Raw genomic sequence first — 23,883 nt, 5'->3', positions numbered from 1 at the left:
ACCTTAAGCCTTGCGTTGAACCACTTTGCCGAACAGACCTTGCGGGCGGACCAGCAGGATCAGGAACAGCAGGCCGAAAGCCACCGCGTCGCGCATGGTGGAGCCGATGTAAGCCACGGACAGCACCTCGGCGAAGCCCAGGAAGAGACCGCCCAGCATGGCGCCGCGGATGTCTCCCATGCCGCCCAGGATGATGACCGCGATGCCCTTGTGCAGCATCGGTTGGCCCATCAGCGGGAACAGCGCGTTCGAGTACAGGCCGATCAGCACGCCGGCCACGCCGCCCAGGGCGGCCGCGGCGAACGAAGTGGTGATGAACAGCTTTTCGACGTTGATGCCCAGCAGCCAGGCCGCCTTGGGCGATTCGGCGATGGCGCGCAGCGCGCGGCCGAATTGCGTGCGGCGCATGACGTACATCAGCACGGCCATCAGCGCGAACGACAGGAAGATGATGCCCAGTTCGATGACGGTCAGGTGCAGGCCGGCGACTTCGATGACTTCCTCGGGCACGGTGCCGTGCGGGAAGCGCAGGTTGCTGGCGCCAAAGATGCTTTGGGCGCCGTTGTTCAGGATGATGCCGACACCGATGGTGGCGATCATGGGAATCAGGTGAGGTGCGTTGCGCTTGCGCAGCGGCTTGAGGACCAGGTAGTCGATGATGACCCCGGTAAAGCCGGCGACGAAGAACGCGACCATCAGCGCGGCCCACAAGGGCAGGCTGAACTGCTGGACCACGACGAGTGCCGCGTAGGCGCCAACCATGAAGACGGCGCCATGCGCCAGGTTGATCACCCCGAGCACGCCGAAGATCAGCGTGAAGCCGAGCGCGAACAGTGCATACACACAGCCCAGCGACAAGGCATTGACGAATTGTTGTTCGAACATGATGGGACTTTCCAGATCTGAGAGGGCCACCTCGCCGTGCCCACAGCGAGGTCTTTTCTGCTTCCAGGGAAGCCTTCTACTTGGGACGGCCCTGCGATAAAAAGCGCCTTGCAGACGGCCGGCAGGCCATCCGCAAGGCGCATCCCCCCGCGCGGGGATGCGTACTGCTTACTTCTCGATGACGTACTTGCCGTCCTTGGTCACGCTGACGATCGGCGCCTGGTCGGCGTCGTAACCGGCCGGCTTGCCGGCGCGGTCGTTGGCCTGGCGGAACTTGAACGGGCCGGTGGCGCCGGTCCAGGTCACGGCAGGCAGGGCGTCGCGCAGGGCAGCGCGATCCTTGGCCAGTTCGCCGGTGATCTTGGTGTTCTTCAGGGCCTGGGCGACGATGTACATGGCGTCATACGACTGCGCCGCGAACTGGTCGGGGGCATTCGTGAACTTGGCCTTGTAGGCGTCGATGAACTTGACGTTCTCGGGGGCCTTGTTCTCGATCGACCACGGGCTGCCGATCCAGAGATTGTTCGACGCGCCGCCGGGGGCCAGGTCGAAAATCTTGACCGAGTTCATGCCGTTGCCGCCGATGACGGGCACGTTCAGGCCGAGCTGGCGGGCCTGGACCATGATCGGGGCGCCTTCGGCCAGCAGTGCGGACAGCACGATGGCGTCGGGGTTGGTGCCCTTGATCTTGGTGAGCTGGGCCTTGAAGTCCACGTCGCCCTTGGCGAACGTTTCGGTCGTGGTGACCGGGATCTTCTGGTCTTCCAGGGCCTTCTTGAAGTTGTCGTAGCCGCTCTTGGTGAAGACGTCGTCGTTGCCGTAGAGCACCGCAACGTTCTTCAGGCCGGTCTTGGCCTTGACGGTGGAAATGGTGGCGGGCAGCACGTCGGCTTCGGTGACCGAGTTGCGGAAGACGTAGTTGCCGATGGAGGTGATGCCGTCAGCGGTGTTGGAGGTGCCGAAAGCGACCGTCTTGGCGGCCTGGGCGACCGGGTCGGCGGCCTGGGCGGAGTTCGACAGGGTGGGACCGAAGACCATCAGGACGTTGTCCTTGAAGATCAGCTTCTTGAAGACGTTGATGGCTTCTTCTTTCTTGCCTTGTTCGTCTTCGATCACCAGGACGATCTTGTTGCCGTTGATGCCGCCTGCGGCATTGATTTCGTCGGCAGCGAGCTGGAAACCGTTGCGGATCGACACGCCGTACTGGGCGGCGCCGCCGGACAGGGCTTCAGCCACGCCCAGCTTGATGTCGGCAGCGTGGGCGGCCGGGACGATGCCGGCGGCGATCAGCGCGGCCAGCAGCTTTTTGGTCTTGGATTGCATGGTTGTTACCACCTTTAAGTCTGTCTCGGAATATTGGTAATCCGGGCTGATGTAATCCTGCCGGATTGACGTCGATGCCGCCTAAAGGCCGCATGTATGCGCGTCAAGACCCGGGATATTACTCCTTTGTATCAGGCCGAAACTCGAATGCCGTTCAACAAAAGCCTCAAAACCGCCCATTTTTTTGTAAAAAACGTGTGGTTACTAGCACAAACCCTGAAACTCACCGAATGCCATTCGGCACCGGCTTCCTCCTAACTCCTGGCCGACAACGCCACGCCCAGATACTGGCCGAACGCGCCCTCAGTCAGGCGAAACCACGGCATCTCACTGTCGCGAAAGCCCATGTAACTATCATGCAATGCCTTGAATCTGGGGTCTTTGGCGCCCAAGTCCTTGTAGACCTGCTGAGATGCCTCAAACGCAGCGTCCATGATCGACCGGGGGAATGCCCGCACTTGCGCGCCATTCGAGGTCAATTGCGCGAGCGCCTGAGGGTTCAGCGCGTCGTATCGCGCCGTCGCAGTGGTGTGCGCGGCTAGCGCGGCGGACTGCACCACGGCCTGATAGTGCTTGGGCAGTTGGTTCCAGGCCTCGTCGTTGATGTAGAGCGAGAGCTGTTCGCCGCCCGCCCACCAACCGGGTGCGTAGTAATACTTAGCTACTTTATTCAGTCCGAGCTTGGCGTCCTCGTACGCGCCCGCCCCCGCCACGGCCTGCAAGCCATCCTTTTCGAAGGCCTCGGCCAGCTTGGCCAGGTCGGCCTGCTGCGGGAGGACGCCCAGACGGGACAGCACGTCGCCGGCCAATCCGCCGACCCGCATCTTCAGATCTTTCAGGTCGCCGGGGCGCTTGATTTCCTTCACGTACCAGCCGCCCATCTGGGCGCCGGTATTGCCCAGCGGAAAATTGATGATCTTTTCGGGCTTGAAGAGCTCGCGTGTCAGGCGCAGACCCCCGCCTTCGCTCATCCAGGCGTTCATCTGGCGCGCGTTCAGGCCGAACGGCACGGCCGCGTCGAAGCTGAAGGCGGGATTCTTGGCGTAGTAGAGGCGCGAGGAGACGTGGCCGCATTCCACCTTTTTGGTGGACACCGCTTCCATCAGGTCGGCGGCGGCAACGACTTCGCCGTCCGGAAAGTGGCGGATGTTGAACTTGCCGCCCGTGGATTCGGCGACGAACTTGCAGAAGGTTTCGGCGGCGCCGACGCGCAGGTCCAGGACGCTGGGAAAGCCGGAAGACAGGCGCCAGCTGACCGAGGGCATGTCCTGGGCGAACGCGGGCGCGCTGACGGCGGCGCCAGCGACGGCGCCCAGGCTGGCACGCTTCAGGAATGAACGTCGTTGCATCACTTTGCTCCTATACGGCAACACCCGGGACTTTGAGCAATACCCGCCGGATATTACACGGTGGCTATGGCCGGAACGGCTAGAGGAAATCCCGAGCAAAAAGGGGTTGCAATGCCGCGGGGTTGCAATCCCGGGGGGTTGCAATGCGGAGGGATTGCAAAGCGGGCAAATTGCAGGAAACCGGCGGCGCGTTGCGCGCCGCCGGCTCGCGGGATCAGATCCCGGCGATCGCCATCTGCTCGATGAGGATCGAGCCCGTGGTCTTGGTGCCGCGCGAGATCGTGTCGGCGCCGATCGCGACGATCTGCTTGAACATGTCGGCCAGGTTGCCGGCAATGGTGACTTCCTGCACCGCATGCTGGATCTGACCGTTTTCGACCCAATAGCCGAAGGCGCCGCGCGAGTAGTCGCCCGTCACGTAGTTGACGCCCTGCCCGATCAGTTCGGTGACGAGAAAGCCCGTGCCAAGCTTCTTGAGCATGGCTTCGAAATCGTCGCCGCGGCGGGTCTGGGTGGAGCTGAACACCAGGTTGTGCGAGCCGCCGGCGTTGCCGGTGGTGGTCATGCCCAGCTTGCGGGCGGTGTACGACGACAGGAAGTAGCCTTCGAGTACGCCATCCGACACCACGTTGCGGCGGCGCGTGCGCACGCCTTCGTCGTCGAACGGCGAACTGCCCATGGCGCCGCGGATGTGCGGGTCTTCGACCAGATTGATGTGCTTGGGAAAGAGCGGCTTGCCCAGCGAATCGACCAGGAAGCTGGCCTTGCGGTACAGGGCGCCGCCGTTGACGGCCTGCGTCAGCGCGCCGACCAGGCCGAGCGCCAGCGGCGCTTCGAACAGGACCGGGAACTTGCCGGTGCGCACGCGACGGGCCGACAGGCGCGACAGCGTGCGTTCGGCGGCGTAGCGGCCGATGGCCTCGGGCGAGGCCAGCTTGGCGGGATCGCGCTCTGACGTGTACCAGTAGTCGCGCTGCATGCCGTTGCCGCGGCCCGCGATGGGCGCGACGGACAGGCTGTGGCGGGAATACGGATAACCGCCCAGGAAGCCGCGCGTGTTGCCCATCACGAACTGGCCTTCGTACGTGCCGACGGTGGCGCCGTCGGTGTTGGTGATGCGCGCATCGACCTCGCGGGCGGCGCGCTCGGCGCGCAGCGCCAGTTCGGCCGCTTCCTCGGTGGAGACGGTCCAGGCGCGGTGCAGGTCCAGGTCGGGGAATTCGGTGGCCAGTTGATCGGCGTCGGGCAGGCCGGCGGCCGGGTCGGCGGCGGTATGGCGGGCGATGTGCCAGGCGGCTTCGACCGTCTGGCGCAGGGCGGCCTCGGAAAAGTCGGACGTCGACGCGGAGCCGCGGCTTTGGCCGGCGTAGACCGTCAGGTCCAGCGCCCGGTCGCGCGTCTGCTCAACGGTTTCGATGTCGTTCTTGCGGACCGAGACGGACAGTCCCAGGCTTTCGGAGACTTCCGCGGCGGCGTCGGAAGCGCCGATCTGGCGCGCGTAGGCCAGGGTTTGTTCGACAAGTTCGGAAAAACGCGCGTGATTCGCCGCCAGCGGCAAGGATGAGGAGGTTTTAACCATTGCAGTCCAATTTGCAGAGACGGTTATCATAGCCAAGTCTGTCATTGCGCAGTTTTCCATGAATTCCCATCCCCAAGAAGATTCCGTCGACGACGGTTACGACGAGAACGGTTACGACCGTCCCAGCAAGTCCCAGGTCAAGCGTGACATGCACGCCCTGCTGGACCTGGGCAAGCAATTGATCGCGCTGTCGCCCGAACGTCTGAAGCAGTTGCCGCTCGCAGAGCGGTTGTACGAGGCCATCCGCATGGCCCAGCGCACCACCGGCCGCGAGGGTTTGCGGCGTCAGGTCCACTTCGTGGGCAAGCTGATGCGCGACGCGCCGGCCGACGACATCCGCAAACAGCTCGATGTCTGGGAGAACGGCTCCCGCGAGGAAACGGCCGCCATGCACCGTCTTGAGGGGCTGCGTGACCGCCTGCTCGATGACGACGACGCCCTGACCCGCCTCCTGTCCAACAACCCGCAGGCCGACGTGCAGCAATTGCGCACGCTGATCCGCGCGGCGCGCAAGGAAAAGCTGGCCAACGCGTCGCTGCTGCAGGGCCAGGAGCCGCAGAAGAAGCACTACCGCGCGCTGTTCCAGGCACTCAAGACCCTCACCCTCTGATATTCCCTACGGCCCGTCCATGACCGCACCCGACCTGCTCGACTGCATCGAGATCGAAACCGCTCCCAACCCCACGCATGCCGTGATCTGGCTGCACGGCCTGGGCGCCGACGGCAACGATTTCGCGCCCATCGTGCCGGAACTGCGCCTGCCCGCCGGGCGCGGCGTGCGTTTCGTGTTCCCGAATGCGCCGGTTCAGCGGGTCACCATCAACAACGGCATGTCGATGCGTTCTTGGTACGACATCCTGGTGATGGATCTGGTGCGCGTGGAAGACGGCCGCGGCATCCGCGCCTCGGAAGCCGCCATCCATCAATTGATCGCGCGCGAAAACGCGCGTGGCATCCCGACGTCGAACATCGTGCTGGCGGGGTTCTCGCAAGGCAGCGCCATGACCTTGCACACGGGCCTGCGCCTGAAAGAGAAGCTGGCCGGCATGATGGCGCTGTCTGGTTATCTGCCGCTGCTGGACACGGCTGAAGCCGAGCGCCAGCCCGCCAACAATGCCACGCCCATCTTCATGGCTCACGGTCAGTACGATCCGGTGGTGTCGCTGGCGCGGGCGGAAGCGTCGTTGGCGGAACTCAAACGCCTGGGCTACGACGTGCGCTGGCACACGTACCCGATGCCGCACTCGGTCTGCGCCGAGGAAGTGGCGGACATTTCGGACTTCCTGAACGAAGTGCTGGTCTAGCGCAGCACGGACCAGGGACGAGGACGGGCGGCGCGCAAGGCGCGGCTCGTGTTCCTGGCCGATGGGCGCGCATCGCCAGCGCGCCTACGATGGGTGAACCACCCGCGTTGGCTCGACAGCCCGAACGCCCCAAAACATCATTTTGTATACCAACTGGTATTCCAGCTGCGCATTTTCGGCGCTTGGCAGATTCGCGTCCATAGAGAAAAACGCCAATCGTAAAAGGCTTGTCCCCCGCTTGTCTTGAATATAGTATTCGATCCAAGCCTCACCGGCCCGGGCCTCCTCTGTTCGGGCTTCCCTGTTGTTGCAGTCGATCCATCCCATTGGCCGTGTTGCGCCGATTCATCGGCGCATTCAAGACGCAGGAGAAAGTCCCGTGAAGACCTTGCCCTTGCCCCACCTGGCAGGCGCGGCGCTGCTCGCGCTGCTTGCCCCTTTGGCCGCCCAGGCTGAAGCCCTGAATCCCCCCGTGAAGGTGCGCTACGAAGAAGTGGTGCGATCCATCCTGTACGTGCCGAAGTACGTCGCGCTGTCGCAGGGGTACTTCAAGGACGCCGGGCTGGACGTGTCCATGAAGACCTCGCAAGGCACCGACAAGGGCATGACCGCCCTGCTGTCGGGCAGCGCAGACATCGTGCTGATCGGACCCGAGGCGTCCATCTACGTGCAGAACAGCGAATCGCCGGTCAAGCCCAAGATCTTCGCGGGGCTTACCGCCACCGACGGCTTTTTCCTGCTGTCGCGCAAGCCGGTCGACAAGTTCGACTGGTCCATGCTCAAGGGCAAGGAAGTCATCGGCTTTCGTCCGGGATCGAATCCCATCGTGTTCCTGGAGACCGCGCTGCGCAAGCACGGCCTGGATCCGCAGAAGGACGTAAAGCTGCTCAACAACATCGGCATCCCCGCGCGCGCCGGCGCCTGGATGGCAGGCCAGGGCGAATACGGCATCTTCCTGGAGCCCGAGGCCGGCGAGCTGGTGCGCAACGGCAAGGGGCACATCGTCGCGTCGGTGGGACATGAGGTCGGGCAAGTGGACTACACGGTCTTCACCGCCACCGACAAATACATCCGCGACAACCCCAAGGTCATCCAGGCCTGGACCGACGTGGTGGCGCGCGCCGAGAAGTACGTGAAGGACACGCCCGCCGCCACGCTGGCTCCGCAGATCATGACCTTCTTCCCCGGCATGGACCAGGCCGCGGTGACCGAGGCGATCGAGCGCTACAAGCAATACCAGATCTGGAAGACCACGCCACTGGTGACCGCGCAGGCGATGACACAGCTGCAGGACATGCTGGTGGCCAGCGCCGTCATGAAGGACAGCGCCCGCGTGAAGTACGAGGACGTGGTGATCACCGACTTTGCCAAGAAGGCGCAATGATGGGCGCCGCCATCCACAACCTGAAGCCGGCGCCCGCCACGGCCAAGATCGAACTGCGCGAGGTTTGTCTTTCGTACTTCACGCCGGAAGGCGAGACCGAGGCGCTATCGAACGTCTCGTTCAGCCTGGCGCCGGGCGAGTTCGTCAGCCTGATCGGGCAAAGCGGCTGTGGCAAGAGCACGCTGCTGTCGTTGATCGCGGGTCTGATCCCGCCAACCTCGGGCGCGGTGCTGGTCGACGGGCAGGCGGTGACCAAACCGAACGCCCGCATCGGCTACATGCTGCAGCAGGACTACCTGTTCGAGTGGCGCACCATCCTGGACAACGTGATGCTGGGCGCCGAGATCCAGGGACGGCGCGACGCGCGCAGCGAGGCGCGGGCCGTGCACCTGCTTGAAAAATGCGGCCTGGGCGCGTTCCTGTCGCACACGCCGCGGCAACTGTCCGGCGGCATGCGCCAACGCGCGGCGCTGGCGCGCACGCTGGTGACCGAGCCCGACGTGATCCTGCTGGACGAACCGTTTTCGGCGCTGGATTCGCAGACGCGGCTGGCGATCTCCGACGAAGTCGTGGACATCCTGCGGCGCGAAGGCAAGACGGTGGTGCTGGTGACGCACGACATCGGCGAGGCCATCGCCATGACCGACCGCGTGATCGTGCTGTCGCGACGGCCCGGACGACTGAAGAGCCAGTACCGTATCCATTACGGTGACGGTCAGGTCCGCCCCACGCCTTTCCAGGCGCGCTCGCGGCCAGAGTTCAACACCTACTTCAAACAGCTCTGGGACGAGCTGGATGTCCACGTGGAGGGCTGACCCATGAACGCGCCGATTGCCAATACCGTTCCGCTGCGCGCCGTGCCCGGGCCCAGCGAGAAATACCTGAACTACCTGCGCCGCGACCGCGCGCGCCGCCGCAATATCCGCGTCGCCCAGGCGCTGCTGCTGGCGGTCTTTCTGTGCGCGTGGGAAATCCTGCCGCGCATGCACATCGTCAATCCGCTGCTCACCAGCTATCCCAGCGCGCTGTGGCCCACGTTCCTGGAACTGTGGAACCACGGCAGCCTGGGCAAGCACATCATGACGACGCTGTCGGCGACGCTGGTCGGCTTTGTGCTCAGCATGGGCATCGGGATCGTGGTGGCGGCCGCGCTGTGGTGGTCCGACTTTCTGTACAAGGTCCTGGACCCCTTCCTGGTGGTGGCCAATGCCATGCCGAAGATCGCGTTCGTGCCGATCTTCTATCTGTGGCTGGGCTCGGACTACGCGGTCTACGGCATGGCGGTCGCCATTGCGGTGTTCGTGACCATCATGGTCGTGTATGCGGGATTCCGCGGCATCGACCTGAACAAGGTGAAGCTCGCCCACACCTTCGGCGCCAGCCGCTGGCAGGTGCTGACCAAGGTCGTGCTGCCGGGCAGTGTGCCCACGCTGATCGCCGCCGTGAAGATGAACATCGGCCTGGCGCTGGTGGGCGTGATCGTGGGCGAGTTCCAGTCGGCGGATTCGGGCCTGGGCTTTCTCATCATGAACGGCAGCCAGGTGTTCAAGCTGAACATCGTCATGACCGCCATCGTGATGCTGGCGCTGATTTCCAGCGTCATGTATCTCATCATCTACCGCGTCGAGTCCGTCGTGGCGCGGCGCTACGGCTAAGGAGGCAGCATGGATTTCCCCCAGTGGGTGAAGGATCGCGTCGTGGCCCGTCAGGGCTGCCTGCATCCCTATGACGAACTGCCGGCCGCGCGCACCGCGGTGCTGGTGATCGACATGCAGCAGTATTTCCTGATGCCGGGCTATCAGGGCGAATGCGCACCGGCGCGGGACATCATCGCCCCCATCAACCGCCTGTGCGGCGCCGTGCGCGATGCGGGCGGCGTCGTGGTGTGGGTGCAGACGGCGTCGGACAACGCGGACGTGTTCTGGTCGCATCATCACGGCGTGATGCTGACGCCGGAGCGCAGCGCGCGCCGCCTGGAGACGCTGCGCCGCGATTCGCCGGGTTTCGCGCTGCATCCGGATCTGCACGCGCAGGCCACGGACCTGCGCGTGGTCAAGCGCTTTTACAGTGCGATGGCGCCGGGCTCGTCGGAACTGGAGCCGCTGCTGCGCGGGCTGGGCGTGGATACGCTGTTGATATCCGGCACCGTCACCAACGTGTGCTGCGAATCCACCGCGCGCGACGCGATGATGCGGGACTTTCGGACCATCATGATCGACGACGCGCTGGCCGCCGTGACGCCGGCCGAGCACGAAAACGCGCTGCACGGCTGGATGCTGTTTTTTGGCGACGTGCTGTCGGTGGACGAAGCGGCCGCGCGGATAAAGCCCGCGCAGCCGTCGCGCCGGACCGCCTGAAGCGACCCGGCGCGCCGGGTTTCGAGCACAGGCCCAGGCGCAGACCCAGGCACAGATCCCGGCACAGACCTAGGCTCAGCCCGGGCTTGGACTCACCCCAGATCCAGCCAGACCCGGCGCATCGTTGGATCCTCGGGATCGCGGTCGTTGGTGAAGCCCAGGCTCGTCATCAGCGCCAGCATGGGCCGGTTCGTCGACAGCACCAGCCCGTCGATGTATTCCAGGCCCTGCTCGCGCGCGGCGTCGATCAGCGCGGTCATGAGCTGACGTCCCAACCCGCGCCGTTGCCAGTCGTCGCCGATCACCAGCGCGTATTCCGCGCCCCGGCCGTCGGGATTGCGCAGGTAGTGGGCAAAGCCCACCAGCACTTCGCGCGGATGGCCGCGATTGGCGGGATTGGGCACCTGTGTCGCCGCCACCAGCGCGAGTTCGCGGTGATAGTCCACCTGCGTGTAGCGCGACACCATGCGCGGCGTGAGTTCGCGCATCATCGACACGAACCGCATGTACCGCGACCGCTCCGACAGGCCGCGGATGAATTCCTGCAGCGCCTCGCCGTCTTCGGGGCGGATCGGGCGCAGGACCCACGGGATGCCGTCGTCGAAGCGGCGCACCTGCACCAGCCGCGCCGGATACGGGTGGATCGCCATGTGCGGGTAGCCGGTGGTCTGCGGCGAGGCGCAGCCCGGCGTATCGGTCAGCGTCATGCGCAGGCCGCCGGCGCGCAGATGCGTTTCGCCGGCGTAGAGCGGATCGATGTCCAGGGATTCGATGTCGGGCAGTTCCGACACCAGCTCGGACACCAGCACCAAGGTTTGCTGCAATGCCTCGGCGGCCAGGTGGCCGACCCGGGGGGCCAGCACGCGGCGCCACAGCCGGCTGCGTTCAATGAGCTGGCGCGCCAGATACCCGTTCAGCGGCGGCAGATCAATACCGCGCTCGGCCAGCGACAGCACCGCGTCCGGACCGCCCGCGCCAAAGCGGATGACGGGACCGAACTGCGGATCGCGCCGCACGCGGATCGCCATGGGCCGGGACTCGGCGTCGGCAGCCGCAACCGGCGCGGCGGCGTCGGACAGCGGCACATAGAACAGCGACAGCAAGGTGCGGATTTCAGCCGTATTCAGTTCGCGCCGGCAATCGGCGCGCACGCGCGCGACGATCTCGCGCGCCGCGGCCAGGTCCGGCACATGGCTGGCGGGTTCGGGCGGCTGCGTCTGCAACAGCAATTGCTGGTTGTAGTGGTGCGACGCCAGCACGCCGAACGCGTCCGCGGCCGACTCGGGCGTGCGGAACGCCGACGTGCCCGCATCGTCCAGCATGCGCCGCAATGGCCGCATGCCGGCGTCGCCCATGAAGCAGGTCACCACGGGCTTCTTGGCCGACGGTGCGATCTGCGCCAGTTCGCGAGCCACCGCGGGCATGTCGGCCAGGGCATCGGGCGCCAACAACACCAGCACGCCGTCCACGCCGGCGTCGTCCAGGACGGCTTCGAGCATGGCGCGGATGCGCTCGGGCGTCATCGGCAGATAGGTGATGACGGGGTTGGCGGTGCCGGCGTCGGGCTCCAGCATCTCGGCCAGCGCGCGCTGCGTGGCGGGCGCCAGGTCGGCGCGCAGGACGGCGGCGTCGGGGCCGATCAGGTCCATGGCGAGCTGCGGGGGGCCGCTGCCGTTGGAGATGAGCGCCACGCGGCGGCCCTTGGGACGGCGCGTGTAGCCCAGCACTTTCACAGCCGAGAAGAGCTGCACGAAGTAGCGCACGCGCACCGCGCCCGCCCGGCGCAGGGCCGCGTCGAAGATGGCGTCGCTGCTGTCGGCGTCTGAGCGGCCGGCCTTGAGCACGATGACCGGCTTGATGCTGGCTGCGGCCCGCAGCGTGCTCATGAATTCGCGGGCGGGTCCGACGTCTTCCAGGTAGAGGACGATGCTGTCCGTGCGCGGATCGCTGGCCAGGTAGTCCAGCAGCTTGGGCAGGCCCACCACGGCTTCGTCGCCCAGCGACACGGCGGTGGAAAAGCCGATGTGCACGTCTTCGGCCCAGTCCATGACGGCGGCCATGATGGATCGCGACTGCGCCACCAGCGCCACGCGGCCGCTGCGCGCCAGCACCGGGTGCTGGCTGAAGTTCAGGCCGGCGTGCGGCCGCTGCGCGCCGAAGGAGCGCGGGCCCAGCAGTTCACAGTGGTTTTCCTCGGCCCAGGCCCGGCACAGCGCCAGCGTGCCGCGCGGATACGGGTCGGGCAGTTCGTGGGGCAGCAGGATCACGGCGCGGGGCGACAGCGGCGCCAGGCGGCGCAGCGTTTCGGGCAGCACGGCGGGCGACACGCAAACCAGGGCCAGATCAGGCCGGTCGCCTTGGGCCAGGCCTTCGAGCTTGTCCGGCAGGTCAGGCGCGGCGCCGGGTTCGACGGCGACAACCGTGGTCTTCGCCTTCAGGGCAGGAGACAGGGAACTTGCCGCGGGCAGCGGCCGATCGGCCACGATCACCAGCGAGGCGGGTTCGAACATCGGCGCAAGAGCGTGTCTCAACATGGGGAGGTCGGGCCAGGGCCTGTTCACACTAATCTAAAATAGCGTTCATCGTATCAAGACAAGCCCGCTGTCCGCTTGATGAGGACACTGCCCGACGCCGCTTTGTGGCGCCGCAGCCGCTAACACTGCCACCTATGACTTCCAACGCCACTACTCCCATTCGCACCCGCTTCGCGCCTTCGCCCACCGGTTTCCTGCATTTGGGCGGCGCGCGCACCGCGCTGTTCTCCTGGGCCTTCGCGCGCCATCACAAGGGCACCTTCGTGCTGCGCATCGAGGACACGGACGTCGAGCGGTCCACGCCGGAAGCGGTGCAGGCCATTCTGGACAGCATGGAATGGCTGGGCATGCAGCCGGACGAAGGCCCCTTCTATCAGATGCAGCGCATGGACCGGTACCGCGAAGTCGTGGCCCAGATGCTGGCCGCCGGCACCGCCTACCATTGCTACAGCTCGCCCGAAGAAGTCGAAGCGATGCGCGAGGCCGCCCGCGCCCGCGGCGACAAGCCGCGCTATGACGGCACCTGGCGCCCGGAACCCGGCAAGACGCTGCCCGCCATCCCCGAAGGCCGCAAGCCCGTCGTGCGCTTCAAGAACCCCCAGGACGGCGCCACGGCCTGGAACGACATGGTCAAGGGCACGATCAGCTTCGACAACACCGAACTCGACGACCTGATCATCGCGCGCCCGGACGGCACGCCCACGTACAACTTCTGCGTCGTGGTCGACGACTGGGACATGGGCATCACGCACGTGCTGCGCGGTGACGACCACGTCAACAACACGCCTCGCCAGATCAACATCCTGCGCGCGCTCGGCGCCACCCTGCCGGAATACGGCCACGTGCCGATGATCCTGGGCCCGGACGGCGAAAAGCTGTCCAAGCGCCACGGCGCGGTCAACGTCATGGAGTACGACAACGAGGGCTACCTGCCCGAGGCCATGATCAACTACCTGGCCCGCCTGGGCTGGAGCCACGGCGACGACGAACTCTTCTCGCGCGATCAGCTGGTGTCGTGGTTCGACACCAAGCATCTGTCCAAATCGGCGTCGCAGTGGGATCCCAAGAAGCTGAACTGGGTCAACGCCCACTACATCAAACAGATGGACAACGCCGAACTGGCCGAGCGCGTGGCCACGCGCGTGGCGTCGCGCGGCGGTTATCCCGAGAAGATCGATCTGCCGGGCGTCATGGGCCTCCTGAAGGACCGCGCTGAAACGCTGGAGCAACTGGCCGACGGCGCCATGCTGTTCTGCGGCGAGTTCAAGGGCGCACCGGCCGACCTGGCCGAACAGCACCTGACCGCGCCGGCTCGTGAAGCGCTGGCCGACTTCGCGCAGCGCGCGCAAGATGCGGAGTGGACGCGCGAAGCGCTGTCCGCGCTGATCAAGGGCGTGTTGGCCGACCGCGGATTGAAGATGCCCCAACTGGCCATCCCGCTGCGCGTGGCGGTCACCGGGCAGACGCAGACGCCTGCCGTTGATGCGGTGTTGGCGCTGCTGGGCAAGGAAACCGTGCTCAAGCGACTGTCGGCGATCTGAACCCGGGTGTCTGACACCCTTTGATGAGCCGCCGCAACGCCACGGGCATCTCACCAGGGTGTCAGACACCCTCCGAAAGCCTGCTGCCAAGGTGTCTGGCATGCCTACTGCCCAGGTGTCTGACCTGCCTGCTGCCCAGGTGTCTGACACCCTGGTGAACGCCACCTACAGGGTGTCTGACACCCCCATAAAGCAAGGGCCTTTTCATCCAACGATGAAAAGGCCCTTTCTGTTTTCAGTCCGGCATGGCGAGAAGTCCGTTCACGCCTGCTGCATCGCCGCCCTCGCCTTCAGCGCTCGGGCAAAGAACGCCCCCAGCAGCGGCAGCAGCACGGCCGAGCCGCCGAATAGCGCGCCCGGTCCGATCTCATCCACCACCGCCCCCGCCAGCGCGACGCCGGCCGCCTGCCCCATGAACAGGCACGACGCGAACCACGCGACCGCCGTGCCGCGCGCCGACGGCACCATCTGCGTTGCATTCGTCTGCAGCGTCGCGTGCAGCAGGTAATAACCAAAGCCCGCCAGGACGCTAGCCAGCAGGCTCCACATCCACACCGGCCCCAACAGGTACGACAGGAACGCCACGCCCAGCACCAGCCCGCCCGCGACAGCCAGGCCGCGCTCGCCGAGCCGCTTGAGGATGCGCCCCGCCACAACCGTGTAGATCAACCCGCCCACCGCGTACACCGCGACCAGCGCGCCGGCGGCAGTCAGCGAGATATCGAATCGCTCATGCAGGTATGAGGGCGCGAAGGCCAGCGCGCCGAACACCAGCAGGCCTTCGATGAACACCGTCGCCAGCACCACGCGCGCCCACGGTGTGCCCAGCACCAGCCGCGCCTGCGCGATGAAGCCTTGGCGTGGCGCGGAGGGATCGACCTGCGCGAATCCGGACGCCCGCTGGCGCCGCACTTCCAGATGCAGCAGCACACCCACGATCAGATACCCCGCCACCAGCGCAGCGAAGGCCCAGCGCCAGCCGACGGTATCGGCGAACAGGCCGCCCGCAAGCTGGCCGGCGGACATGCCGAGGATGGTGCCCGTCAGAAAACGCGCCAGCGTAGCCTGCCGGCGTTCGTAGGGAACGTTGTCGCCGATCCAGGCCATGGACAGGGGCACGATGCCCGCGCCGGCTGCGCCCGACAAGGCGCGGCAGAACACCAGCATGTCGAGCGAACCAGCCATCACGGCGCCGGCGCTGCCCAGCGCGCACGCCACAGTGGCGACGCTGACGACGCGGTACTTGCCATAACGGTCGCCCACCGGACCAAAAAACATCTGCAGCACGCCATAGGCCACGGCAAACGCCGTGACCGCGCGGGCGGCCTGCCCGGTGGTGGTGCCGAATTCCGCCGCCAGTTGCGGCAGCATGGGATCACAGATACGGAAAGCGCTGGCGCTGACAAAGGCGGCCAGCGCCAGCAGCGCGATCGCGCGTGCTTCGGAGGACAGGGCGGGCATGGATAACCGGCGGCGGGGCGAAAGTCGAAGCCCGCACCTTACCGCAGCCCGGCCCGCTTGGCGAAGCCGCCGGGCGAAGTGTCCGCCCGGCGCAACGCTCAGTAGGCGAGGCGGTAGCCCGCCGGCATGCGGCGCGCGGTGAGCTGCATGCCGCCGGTCTTGAGCTCGCGCAGCGACAGCTTGGCCTTCTCGACCTTTTCAACGCGGTAGCGGTTCAGATAGATCGGATCGGTGGGGTCCACCGGCTCGCCCGCCGACTTGGTGGTGCGCATCGTATAGACGCCGTCTTCCACGCTCCAGCAGCCCGTCTCGCGCAGCGCGGGACGCGTCTTGCGGCCGATCTTCAGCAAGGATTCGTAGGACATCGTACCGTCGGCCGACAGCACGATCAGCGCTTGCATGTCGCCGGCCACGTCGCGCGGACGCGAATTGGACAACCAGGTGCCGACCATCGGGTCACCGGCCTTGGCGGGCGTGCAAGCCACCGGCTTGGGCGGATCCGCGGGCTGGGCCTCGGTGATGGCGGCGGGCTTCCTGGCGGCGCAACCGGCCAGGATCACGAGGGCGCAGGCAACGCCTGCCGTACGCAAAAACACACTGCTCATGACTTCCTCAAGACGTCCGCCGACGCGCCGCGCCGATCACACCGGCACGTCCCAGGCGCAGCGGACTTCACGCACTCTAAATAGGCGCCAGGGAAGAATCAACGAGGATCCGCGCCATGTGCAAATGCGCAACAGTGCGGCCGCGAGCGCGCCCGGAATCCGTTCGGAAACCGCAAAAATGCGTTGGTTTCAAGCGACACCTCTCTATATATAGAGCGCGCTTGTCGCGCCCTAGAGCGGCAGCCGCTGTTCGTGCTTGATCTCGCGCAGCGCCACGATGGTGCGCGTCTGCCGGATGCCCGGCATGTTGAAGAGGAACCGGTGCAGGAATCGGTCATACGCTTCAGGGCTTTCCACCAGGATCTTCAACAGGAAGTCGGAGTCTCCGGTGACCGCATAGCACTCCAGGATTTCCGGCGCATCGCGCACCGACCGCTCGAAGTTTTCAACGGTGTTGGCCGAGTGCCGCTCCAGGCTGATCTGCGCAAACATGCAGCCCAGTCCCACCTTGCTGCGGTCGACCTGGGCGCTGTAGCCCTGGATCACCCCGCTCGCCTCCATCGCCTTCACCCGCCGCCACACCGGCGCGGCGGACAGCCCCACCTTCTCGGAAAGCTGCTGCGCCGAGGCCCGGCCGTCTTCCTGCAGGGCCTTGAGGATGCCGATATCGGTCTTGTCCATTCGTTTGTCTCCTGATTTTTTTGGAATACGAAATGTTCATTGCGAATTATAGGGATAGCACGATCCAAAAACGCAATAAACCTGATCCCTCGCGAACCTATCATGGTGCCAAATACGAGGAGCATTGACTATGGACGGTACCCCCGCCGCCGCACCCGAGCTGGACCTTGAGTATCAGCTCGCCGACAACCTGACGCGCGAGTCCGGCCGCATCTTTCTGACCGGCACCCAGGCCCTGGTGCGCATGATGCTCACGCAGCGCCGGGTGGACCGCGAGCGCGGCCTGAACACCGCCGGCTTCGTGTCGGGGTATCGCGGATCGCCGCTGGGCGGTGTCGACATGGCCATGTGGAAGGCGCAGAAGGCGCTGGACGCCAACCAGATCACCTTCCTGCCGGGCATTAACGAAGACATGGCCGCCACCGCGGTCATGGGTACGCAGCAGGCGGGCGTGCGCGACGACCGCAACGTCGATGGCGTGTTTGCCATGTGGTACGGCAAGGGCCCGGGCGTGGACCGCGCCGGCGACGCGTTGCATCACGGCAATGCCGCGGGCGCCTCGCGCAACGGCGGCGTGCTGGTGGTGGTGGGCGACGACCACACCGCCGTGTCCTCCTCGATTCCGCACGCCAGCGAGGCCTCGCTGATCGGCTGGCAGATGCCCATCGTGCATCCGACGTCCATCGACGAATACGAGACCTTCGCGTTGTGGGGCTGGGCGCTCTCGCGTTACGCCGGCACCTGGGTCGCCTTCAAGGCGGTGTCCGAGACCATCGAAAGCGGCCACTCCTTCACCCCGGCCCCGATCCAGACCTACGACATGCCCGCGGATCCGGACATGCCGCCCGGATCGCTCGAGTATTCGGCACGCGACTTCCTGTCCCTGGCGGTCGAGACGCGCATGAACCAGCGCATGAAGGCGGTCGCCGCCTTCGCGCGCCGCCACAGCCTGGACAAGCTGACCTGCCCGGCGCCCAAGGCAACGGTGGGCATCGTCACGGTGGGCAAGGCGCATCTGGACACCATGGAAGCGTTGGCGCGCCTGGGCGTGGATACGGTGACGGCGAACGCGCCCGTGCGGATCTACAAGCCGGGTCTCACCTGGCCGATGGACGAGGGCCGCCTGCTCGAATTCGCGCGCGGCCTGTCGCACATCCTGGTCGTCGAGGAAAAAGGCGCGGTCGTCGAAAGCCAGATCAAGGACATGCTGTTCAATTTGCCGCAGCGCCCGACGGTCGCGGGCAAGAAGGGTCTGGACGGCGAGCCGATGGTGACGTCGGCCGGCCAACTGCGCCCGTCGCTGCTGGCCGCGCCGCTGGCCTCCTGGCTGTCGCGCGCCGCAGGACTTCCCGTGAACCGCGACCTGTCGGCCTTCGAATGCCAGGCGCCGCTGTCCAACGACGCGGACGGCATGCGCCGCCGCCCCTACTTCTGCTCGGGCTGTCCGCACAGCACGTCGACCAAGGTGCCCGAGGGCAGCCAGGCGCTGTCCGGCGTGGGCTGCCACTACATGGCCGCATGGATGGACCGCGACACGGGCGGCCTCACCCAGATGGGCGGCGAAGGCGTCGACTGGATCGGCCTGTCCCGCTACACGAAGATGCCGCACATCTTCCAGAACATGGGCGAAGGCACCTACTACCACTCGGGCTATCTGGCCATCCGCCAGGCCGTCGCGGCGCGCGCCAACATCACCTACAAGATCCTGTTCAACGATGCCGTGGCGATGACGGGCGGGCAGCCGGTCGACGGCCCCATTTCCGTGCCGCAGATCTGCCAGCAGCTGCGCGGCGAGAACGTCGCACGCATCGTGGTCACCACCGACGAGCCCGAGAAGTATCAGGGCGTGGACCTCGGCCCCGGCATCAAGGTGCACCACCGCCGCGAGCTGGACGCGCTGCAGCGCGAGCTGCGCGAGATTCCCGGCGTGACCGTCCTGATCCATGACCAGACCTGCGCCGCCGAAAAGCGCCGCCGCCGCAAGAAGAACCAGTTTCCGGACCCGGCGCGCCGCATGCTGATCAACAGCGCGGTGTGCGAAGGCTGCGGCGACTGCGGCGTGAAATCGAACTGCCTGTCCGTCGTTCCGTTGGAAACGCCGTACGGCCGCAAGCGTGCGATCGACCAGTCCAGCTGCAACAAGGACTATTCGTGCGCGGAGGGCTTCTGCCCCAGCTTCGTGTCCGTGATGGGCGGCAAGCCGAGAAAGAGCGCGGCGCCGAAGGCCGACCAGGAGCGCCTCCAAGGCCTGATCGCCGGCCTGCCGCAGCCCGATATCTTCGCGCTGGACCATCCCTATCGCCTGCTGGTCGCCGGCATGGGCGGTACGGGCGTCATCACCATCGGCGCCATCGTGTCGATGGCCGCGCACCTGGAAGGCCTGTCCGCAGCGGTGCTGGACCTGACCGGGTTGGCGCAAAAGGGCGGCACCGTCGTCAGCCACATCCGCCTGGCCCCCGCCGGCGCGACCGCCGGCCCCGTGCGTCTCGACTGGCAGCAGGCCGACGCGGCCATCCTGTGCGATCCGGTCGCCGCCGTCGCGCCCGATTCGTTGGGCGCCCTGCGCCGCGGCCACACCAAGGTCACGGTGAACACCTACGTGGCGCCCGTCTCCGACTTCACGCGCAATCCTGACGCGGCGATGCGCCCCGAAGCGCTGCTCGCCAAGATCCGTCACGCGGCCGGCGACACGCACACCGCGGCGATCGACGCGCACGAAGCCGCCCTGGCGCTCTTCGGTGACAGCATCCTGTCGAACATGTTCATGTTGGGCTATGCCTGGCAGCGCGGCGGCGTGCCGCTGTCGCAGGCCGCCATCTACCGCGCGATCGAACTGAACGGCGTGGCGGTTGCAGCCAACCGCGCCGCCTTCGACAGCGGCCGGCTCGCCGCGCATCAACCTGACGCGCTGGAAGGCGCGCTGCGTCCGCGCGCGCAGGTCGTGCAGCTCCACGTCCCCGAAACGTTCGAACGTGCCGTGGCGCGCCGCGTCGAAGATCTGACGGCGTATCAGGACGCCGCCTATGCCCGCGCATACCGGGAGGTCGTCGAAGCCGTCGCGGCGCGCGAGCGTGAACTGGCGCCGGAGGCCAAGACGCCCCGGCTGGCGATGGCGGTGGCGCGCAGCCTGTACAAGCTCATGGCCTACAAGGACGAATACGAAGTGGCGCGCCTCTACACCGGCGACGCGTTCAAGGCGCAACTCGAGGGACAGTTCGAGGGCGAGTACAGCCTGCGCTTTCACATGGCCCCGCCGATCTTCGCGCGCAAGGATCCGCGCACCGGCGTGCCCCGCAAGATGACGCTGGGTCCGCGCACGATGTCGGCACTGAAATTGCTGACGCGCTTGAAGGGCCTGCGCGGCACGTGGTTCGATCCGTTCGGCCACACGGCCGAGCGCAAGATGGAACGGGCGCTGGTTCAGGAGTACCGCCAGACCATAGACCTGCTCGTCGCAGGGTTGACCTCGGACAAGCTCGCGCAAGCGGCTACAATCGCCGCCCTGGCAGAAAACATTCGCGGTTTTGGCCACGTGAAGGCCGCGAATGTCGACAAGTATCGGACCGAGTTGGCCCGACACCTGCAGAGCTATGCAGCACCGGCTTCGCACGCCATCCCCTTGCGGAAAACCGCATAAACAGCCGGTCTGAGTGGTCACTGACCTGGGCGCGCCTTGCGGGGCGCGCCTAGTGCATTTGGTTACAATCTTTTGTGGGATTCGTCTTATCTTCTTCTTGTCCCTGTAAACCTCGATCACTAGAATTAGTGGCCAACGAGGGGTGCTACACTACATCTTGTGGTCGCCTAAGCGCTGATTCCCGCCGGCCACGCCTTACGGACTAGCCTGTCCGGACGTTGCGACCCCCATTACAAGATCCAATTTTGACCCGACATGACGCCGTCATGCCGTTATCTACGCGCTTTTTCGCACAGGAGCTTCCATGCAGACTACGATCGCCTCTGTGACTCGGCCTTCGGCCGTGCCGCCCTCCCAAACCGACTCCCCCGCCGACGCCAATAGCGGCAAATGGGCCAGCTACAACATCATCCGCCGCAATGGTTCGGTGGTTGGTTTTGAGCCCAGCAAGATCGCCATCGCCATGACCAAGGCCTTCCTGGCCGTCAATGGCGGCCAAGGCGCCGCATCCGCCCGTGTGCGTGAACTGGTCGAATCGCTGACCGGCCAGGCCGTCAACGCGCTGGTTCGCAACCGCCCCAACGGCGGCACCTTCCATATTGAAGACATCCAGGACCAGGTCGAACTGGCGCTGATGCGCTCTGGCGAGCATGACGTCGCGCGCGCCTATGTCCTGTACCGTGAAAAGCGCACGCAGGAACGCGCTGCCGCTGCTGCCGCCGAAGGCCAGCAGAAGGCCGCCGCCGCGCCGCAGGAACATGTGCTGAACGTCACCGACGGCGGCGTGCGCCGTCCGCTGGACGTCGCCGAACTGCGCGCGACCATCGTCGCCGCTGGCGAAGGCCTGTCCGAGTTCATCGACGCCGAAGCCATCCTGAAGGAAACGGTCAAGAACCTGTACGACGGCATCCCCGTCGACGAAGTCTTCAAGTCCGCCATCCTGTCCGCGCGTGCGCTGGTCGAAAAGGATCCGGCCTACAGCCAGGTCACCGCCCGTCTGCTGCTGCACACGATCCGCAAGGAAGTGCTGGGCGAAGAAGTCTCGCAAGACGGCATGGGCACGCGTTACGCCGAATACTTCCCCACGTTCATTGCCCGCGGCATCGAAGGCGGCCTGCTGTCGCCCGAACTGGCCAACTATGACCTGACCAAGCTGGGCAAGGCGCTGAACGCCAAGCGTGATCTGCAATTCGGCTACCTCGGCCTGCAGACGCTGTACGACCGCTACTTCCTGCACATCCGCGGCACCCGCATCGAACTGCCGCAGGTCTTCTTCATGCGCGTGGCCATGGGCCTGGCGCTGCGCGAGACCGACCGCGAAACGCGCGCCATCGAGTTCTACGAGATCCTGTCCTCGTTCGACTTCATGAGCTCGACGCCGACGCTGTTCAACTCGGGCACGCTGCACTCGCAGTTGTCGTCGTGCTACCTCACCACCGTCTCCGACGACCTGGAAGGCATCTACGACGCCATCAAGGAAAACGCGCTGCTGGCCAAGTACGCCGGCGGCCTGGGCAACGACTGGACCCCGGTCCGCGCGCTGCGCAGCCACATCAAGGGCACCAACGGCGAAAGCCAGGGCGTCGTGCCGTTCCTGAAGGTCGTCAACGACACGGCCGTCGCCGTGAACCAGGGCGGCAAGCGCAAGGGTGCGGTCTGCACGTACCTCGAGTCGTGGCACCTGGACATCGAAGAATTCCTGGAACTGCGCAAGAACACCGGCGACGAACGCCGCCGCACGCACGACATGAACACGGCGAACTGGATTCCCGACCTGTTCATGAAGCGCGTCATGGAAGGCGGTGAGTGGACGCTGTTCTCGCCGTCCGACTGCCCCGACCTGCACGACAAGTACGGCCGCGCGTTCGAAGAAGCCTACGTGGGCTACGAAGCCCGCGTCGCCAGCGGCGAACTGAAGCTGTTCAAGAAGATGCCGGCGCTGACGCTGTGGCGCAAGATGCTGTCGATGCTGTTCGAAACCGGCCACCCGTGGATCACGTTCAAGGATCCGTGCAACATCCGTTCGCCGCAGCAGCACGTGGGCGTCGTCCACAGCTCGAACCTGTGCACCGAGATCACGCTGAACACCAACGAATCCGAAATCGCGGTTTGCAATCTGGGTTCCGTGAACCTGGTCGCACACATGAAGCCGGCTGCCGGCGGCGGTTTCGAACTGGACCACGACAAGATCAAGCGCACGGTCAGCATCGCCATGCGCATGCTCGACAACGTGATCGACATCAACTACTACGCCGTCGACAAGGCCCGCAATTCCAACGCGCGCCATCGTCCGGTGGGCATGGGCATCATGGGCTTCCAGGATTGCCTGCAGATGATGCGCGTGCCGTACGCATCGCAAGCCGCTGTTGAATTCGCGGATCGTTCGATGGAAGCGGTGTGCTATCACGCCTACTTCGCGTCGAGCCTGCTCGCTGAAGAACGCGGCCGCTATCAATCGTATGAAGGCTCGCTGTGGTCGCGTGGCATCTTGCCGCAAGACACGTTGAAGATGCTGCGTGATGAACGTGGTGGTCACGTTGACGTTGATGAATCGAGCACGCTCGATTGGGATACGTTGCGCACGCGCATCAAAGAACACGGCATGCGCAACTCCAATTGCATCGCAATCGCCCCAACCGCCACTATTTCCAATATCATTGGCGTATCTGCGTGCATCGAACCCACTTTCCAGAACTTGTACGTCAAATCGAATCTCTCCGGCGAGTTCACGGTCGTTAACGATTACCTCGTGCGTGACCTGAAGAAACTCGGTCTCTGGGACGAAGTCATGGTCGCCGACCTCAAGTACTTCGACGGCAGCCTGTCCCGCATCGATCGCGTTCCTTCCGAACTCCGCGAACTCTACGCCACCGCGTTCGAAGTCGAACCGAGCTGGCTGGTTGAATGCGCGTCGCGCCGCCAGAAGTGGATCGATCAAGCCCAATCGCTGAACATCTACATGGCCGGCGCATCGGGCAAGAAACTGGACGACACCTACAAGCTGGCATGGACGCGTGGCCTGAAGACCACGTACTACCTGCGTACCCTTGGCGCCACCAGCGCCGAGAAATCCACCGGACGCGGCGGCGAATTGAACGCTGTCAGCGCCAGCGGCCAGTCCACGGCTTCGGCCATGGGCGCAGCACCTGTTTTGCCGGAACCCGAAGTTCTCGGAGCGGTTTGCACCATGCGGCCGGGCGACCCCGGCTTCGAAGAGTGCGAAGCCTGCCAATAACCGCATCC

The 23,883-nt window shown here is 65.5% G+C and carries 17 protein-coding genes; 9 read left to right on the top strand and 8 right to left on the bottom strand.

Annotated elements, in window-relative coordinates:
- Nucleotides 1-3: 3 nt before the first annotated feature.
- The 4 genes from RT697_RS11325 to pmbA form a co-directional block, all read right to left on the bottom strand.
- The gene (locus RT697_RS11325) at nucleotides 4-885 is read right to left on the bottom strand and encodes a branched-chain amino acid ABC transporter permease (RefSeq protein ID WP_056564389.1); all 882 of its coding nucleotides are present in this window, start codon (nucleotides 883-885) and stop codon (nucleotides 4-6) included.
- A gap of 168 nt (nucleotides 886-1,053) precedes the next feature.
- On the bottom strand, nucleotides 1,054-2,208 hold the full coding sequence (locus RT697_RS11320) for an ABC transporter substrate-binding protein (RefSeq protein WP_313698921.1): 1,155 nt from the start codon (nucleotides 2,206-2,208) through the stop codon (nucleotides 1,054-1,056).
- Between the two features lie 254 nt (nucleotides 2,209-2,462).
- A complete protein-coding gene (locus RT697_RS11315) occupies nucleotides 2,463-3,557 on the bottom strand; it encodes an ABC transporter substrate-binding protein (RefSeq protein ID WP_313698919.1) in 1,095 nt (364 codons plus the stop codon).
- A 214-nt stretch (nucleotides 3,558-3,771) separates the two neighbouring features.
- Nucleotides 3,772-5,136 carry a metalloprotease PmbA gene (gene pmbA / locus RT697_RS11310; RefSeq protein WP_313698917.1) on the bottom strand — a complete coding sequence of 455 codons (1,365 nt, stop codon included), beginning with the start codon at nucleotides 5,134-5,136 and terminating at the stop codon, nucleotides 3,772-3,774.
- A 58-nt stretch (nucleotides 5,137-5,194) separates the two neighbouring features.
- Here pmbA and yjgA point away from each other — a divergent pair, with 58 nt between their 5' ends.
- From yjgA to RT697_RS11280, 6 genes are all read left to right on the top strand, one after another.
- The gene (gene yjgA / locus RT697_RS11305; RefSeq protein ID WP_313698915.1) at nucleotides 5,195-5,746 is read left to right on the top strand and encodes a ribosome biogenesis factor YjgA; all 552 of its coding nucleotides are present in this window, start codon (nucleotides 5,195-5,197) and stop codon (nucleotides 5,744-5,746) included.
- Between the two features lie 19 nt (nucleotides 5,747-5,765).
- Nucleotides 5,766-6,440, top strand: coding sequence for an alpha/beta hydrolase (locus tag RT697_RS11300; protein ID WP_175125489.1), 675 nt, complete (start codon nucleotides 5,766-5,768; stop codon nucleotides 6,438-6,440).
- A gap of 379 nt (nucleotides 6,441-6,819) precedes the next feature.
- Nucleotides 6,820-7,824: an ABC transporter substrate-binding protein gene (locus RT697_RS11295; RefSeq protein WP_409517423.1), complete on the top strand. Its 1,005-nt coding sequence runs from the start codon at nucleotides 6,820-6,822 to the stop codon at nucleotides 7,822-7,824.
- Nucleotides 7,824-8,639 carry an ABC transporter ATP-binding protein gene (locus RT697_RS11290; RefSeq protein WP_056564409.1) on the top strand — a complete coding sequence of 272 codons (816 nt, stop codon included), beginning with the start codon at nucleotides 7,824-7,826 and terminating at the stop codon, nucleotides 8,637-8,639. The genes RT697_RS11295 and RT697_RS11290 overlap by 1 nt, the downstream gene beginning before the upstream one ends.
- 3 nt (nucleotides 8,640-8,642) lie before the next feature.
- Nucleotides 8,643-9,479: an ABC transporter permease gene (locus tag RT697_RS11285; RefSeq protein ID WP_313698913.1), complete on the top strand. Its 837-nt coding sequence runs from the start codon at nucleotides 8,643-8,645 to the stop codon at nucleotides 9,477-9,479.
- Between the two features lie 9 nt (nucleotides 9,480-9,488).
- On the top strand, nucleotides 9,489-10,181 hold the full coding sequence (locus tag RT697_RS11280; RefSeq protein ID WP_313698911.1) for an isochorismatase family cysteine hydrolase: 693 nt from the start codon (nucleotides 9,489-9,491) through the stop codon (nucleotides 10,179-10,181).
- 92 nt (nucleotides 10,182-10,273) lie between these two features.
- On the opposite strand, the gene RT697_RS11275 is transcribed toward RT697_RS11280, so the two are convergent.
- Entirely contained in the window at nucleotides 10,274-12,715 is a 2,442-nt protein-coding gene (locus tag RT697_RS11275) for a GNAT family N-acetyltransferase (protein ID WP_313698910.1), read from the bottom strand.
- 134 nt (nucleotides 12,716-12,849) lie between these two features.
- Between RT697_RS11275 and gltX the strand changes: the two genes are divergently transcribed.
- Complete coding sequence (gltX, locus tag RT697_RS11270) at nucleotides 12,850-14,256, top strand: glutamate--tRNA ligase (protein ID WP_313698908.1); 1,407 nt, start codon at nucleotides 12,850-12,852, stop codon at nucleotides 14,254-14,256.
- A gap of 261 nt (nucleotides 14,257-14,517) precedes the next feature.
- Here the strand turns inward: gltX and RT697_RS11265 are convergent, their stop codons facing one another.
- The 3 genes from RT697_RS11265 to RT697_RS11255 form a co-directional block, all read right to left on the bottom strand.
- The gene (locus RT697_RS11265; protein ID WP_313698906.1) at nucleotides 14,518-15,717 is read right to left on the bottom strand and encodes an MFS transporter; all 1,200 of its coding nucleotides are present in this window, start codon (nucleotides 15,715-15,717) and stop codon (nucleotides 14,518-14,520) included.
- Between the two features lie 98 nt (nucleotides 15,718-15,815).
- Complete coding sequence (locus RT697_RS11260; protein ID WP_313698904.1) at nucleotides 15,816-16,322, bottom strand: hypothetical protein; 507 nt, start codon at nucleotides 16,320-16,322, stop codon at nucleotides 15,816-15,818.
- A gap of 231 nt (nucleotides 16,323-16,553) precedes the next feature.
- Nucleotides 16,554-17,003 (bottom strand): Lrp/AsnC family transcriptional regulator, encoded by a 450-nt coding sequence (locus tag RT697_RS11255; RefSeq protein WP_008159001.1) that lies wholly within the window; start codon nucleotides 17,001-17,003, stop codon nucleotides 16,554-16,556.
- Nucleotides 17,004-17,133: 130 nt separating this feature from the next.
- On the opposite strand from RT697_RS11255, the gene RT697_RS11250 reads away from it, so the two are divergent.
- Nucleotides 17,134-20,640: an indolepyruvate ferredoxin oxidoreductase family protein gene (locus tag RT697_RS11250; RefSeq protein ID WP_313698903.1), complete on the top strand. Its 3,507-nt coding sequence runs from the start codon at nucleotides 17,134-17,136 to the stop codon at nucleotides 20,638-20,640.
- Between the two features lie 304 nt (nucleotides 20,641-20,944).
- Nucleotides 20,945-23,875, top strand: coding sequence for a ribonucleoside-diphosphate reductase subunit alpha (locus RT697_RS11245; protein WP_313698901.1), 2,931 nt, complete (start codon nucleotides 20,945-20,947; stop codon nucleotides 23,873-23,875).
- Nucleotides 23,876-23,883 lie beyond the last annotated feature (8 nt).

It is taken from the genome of Achromobacter sp. (genome assembly GCF_032113835.1).
GTDB lineage: Bacteria > Pseudomonadota > Gammaproteobacteria > Burkholderiales > Burkholderiaceae_B > Achromobacter.
The sequence above is the reverse complement of the archived record's forward strand: the minus strand, read 5'-3'. Positions and strand labels throughout refer to the sequence as shown.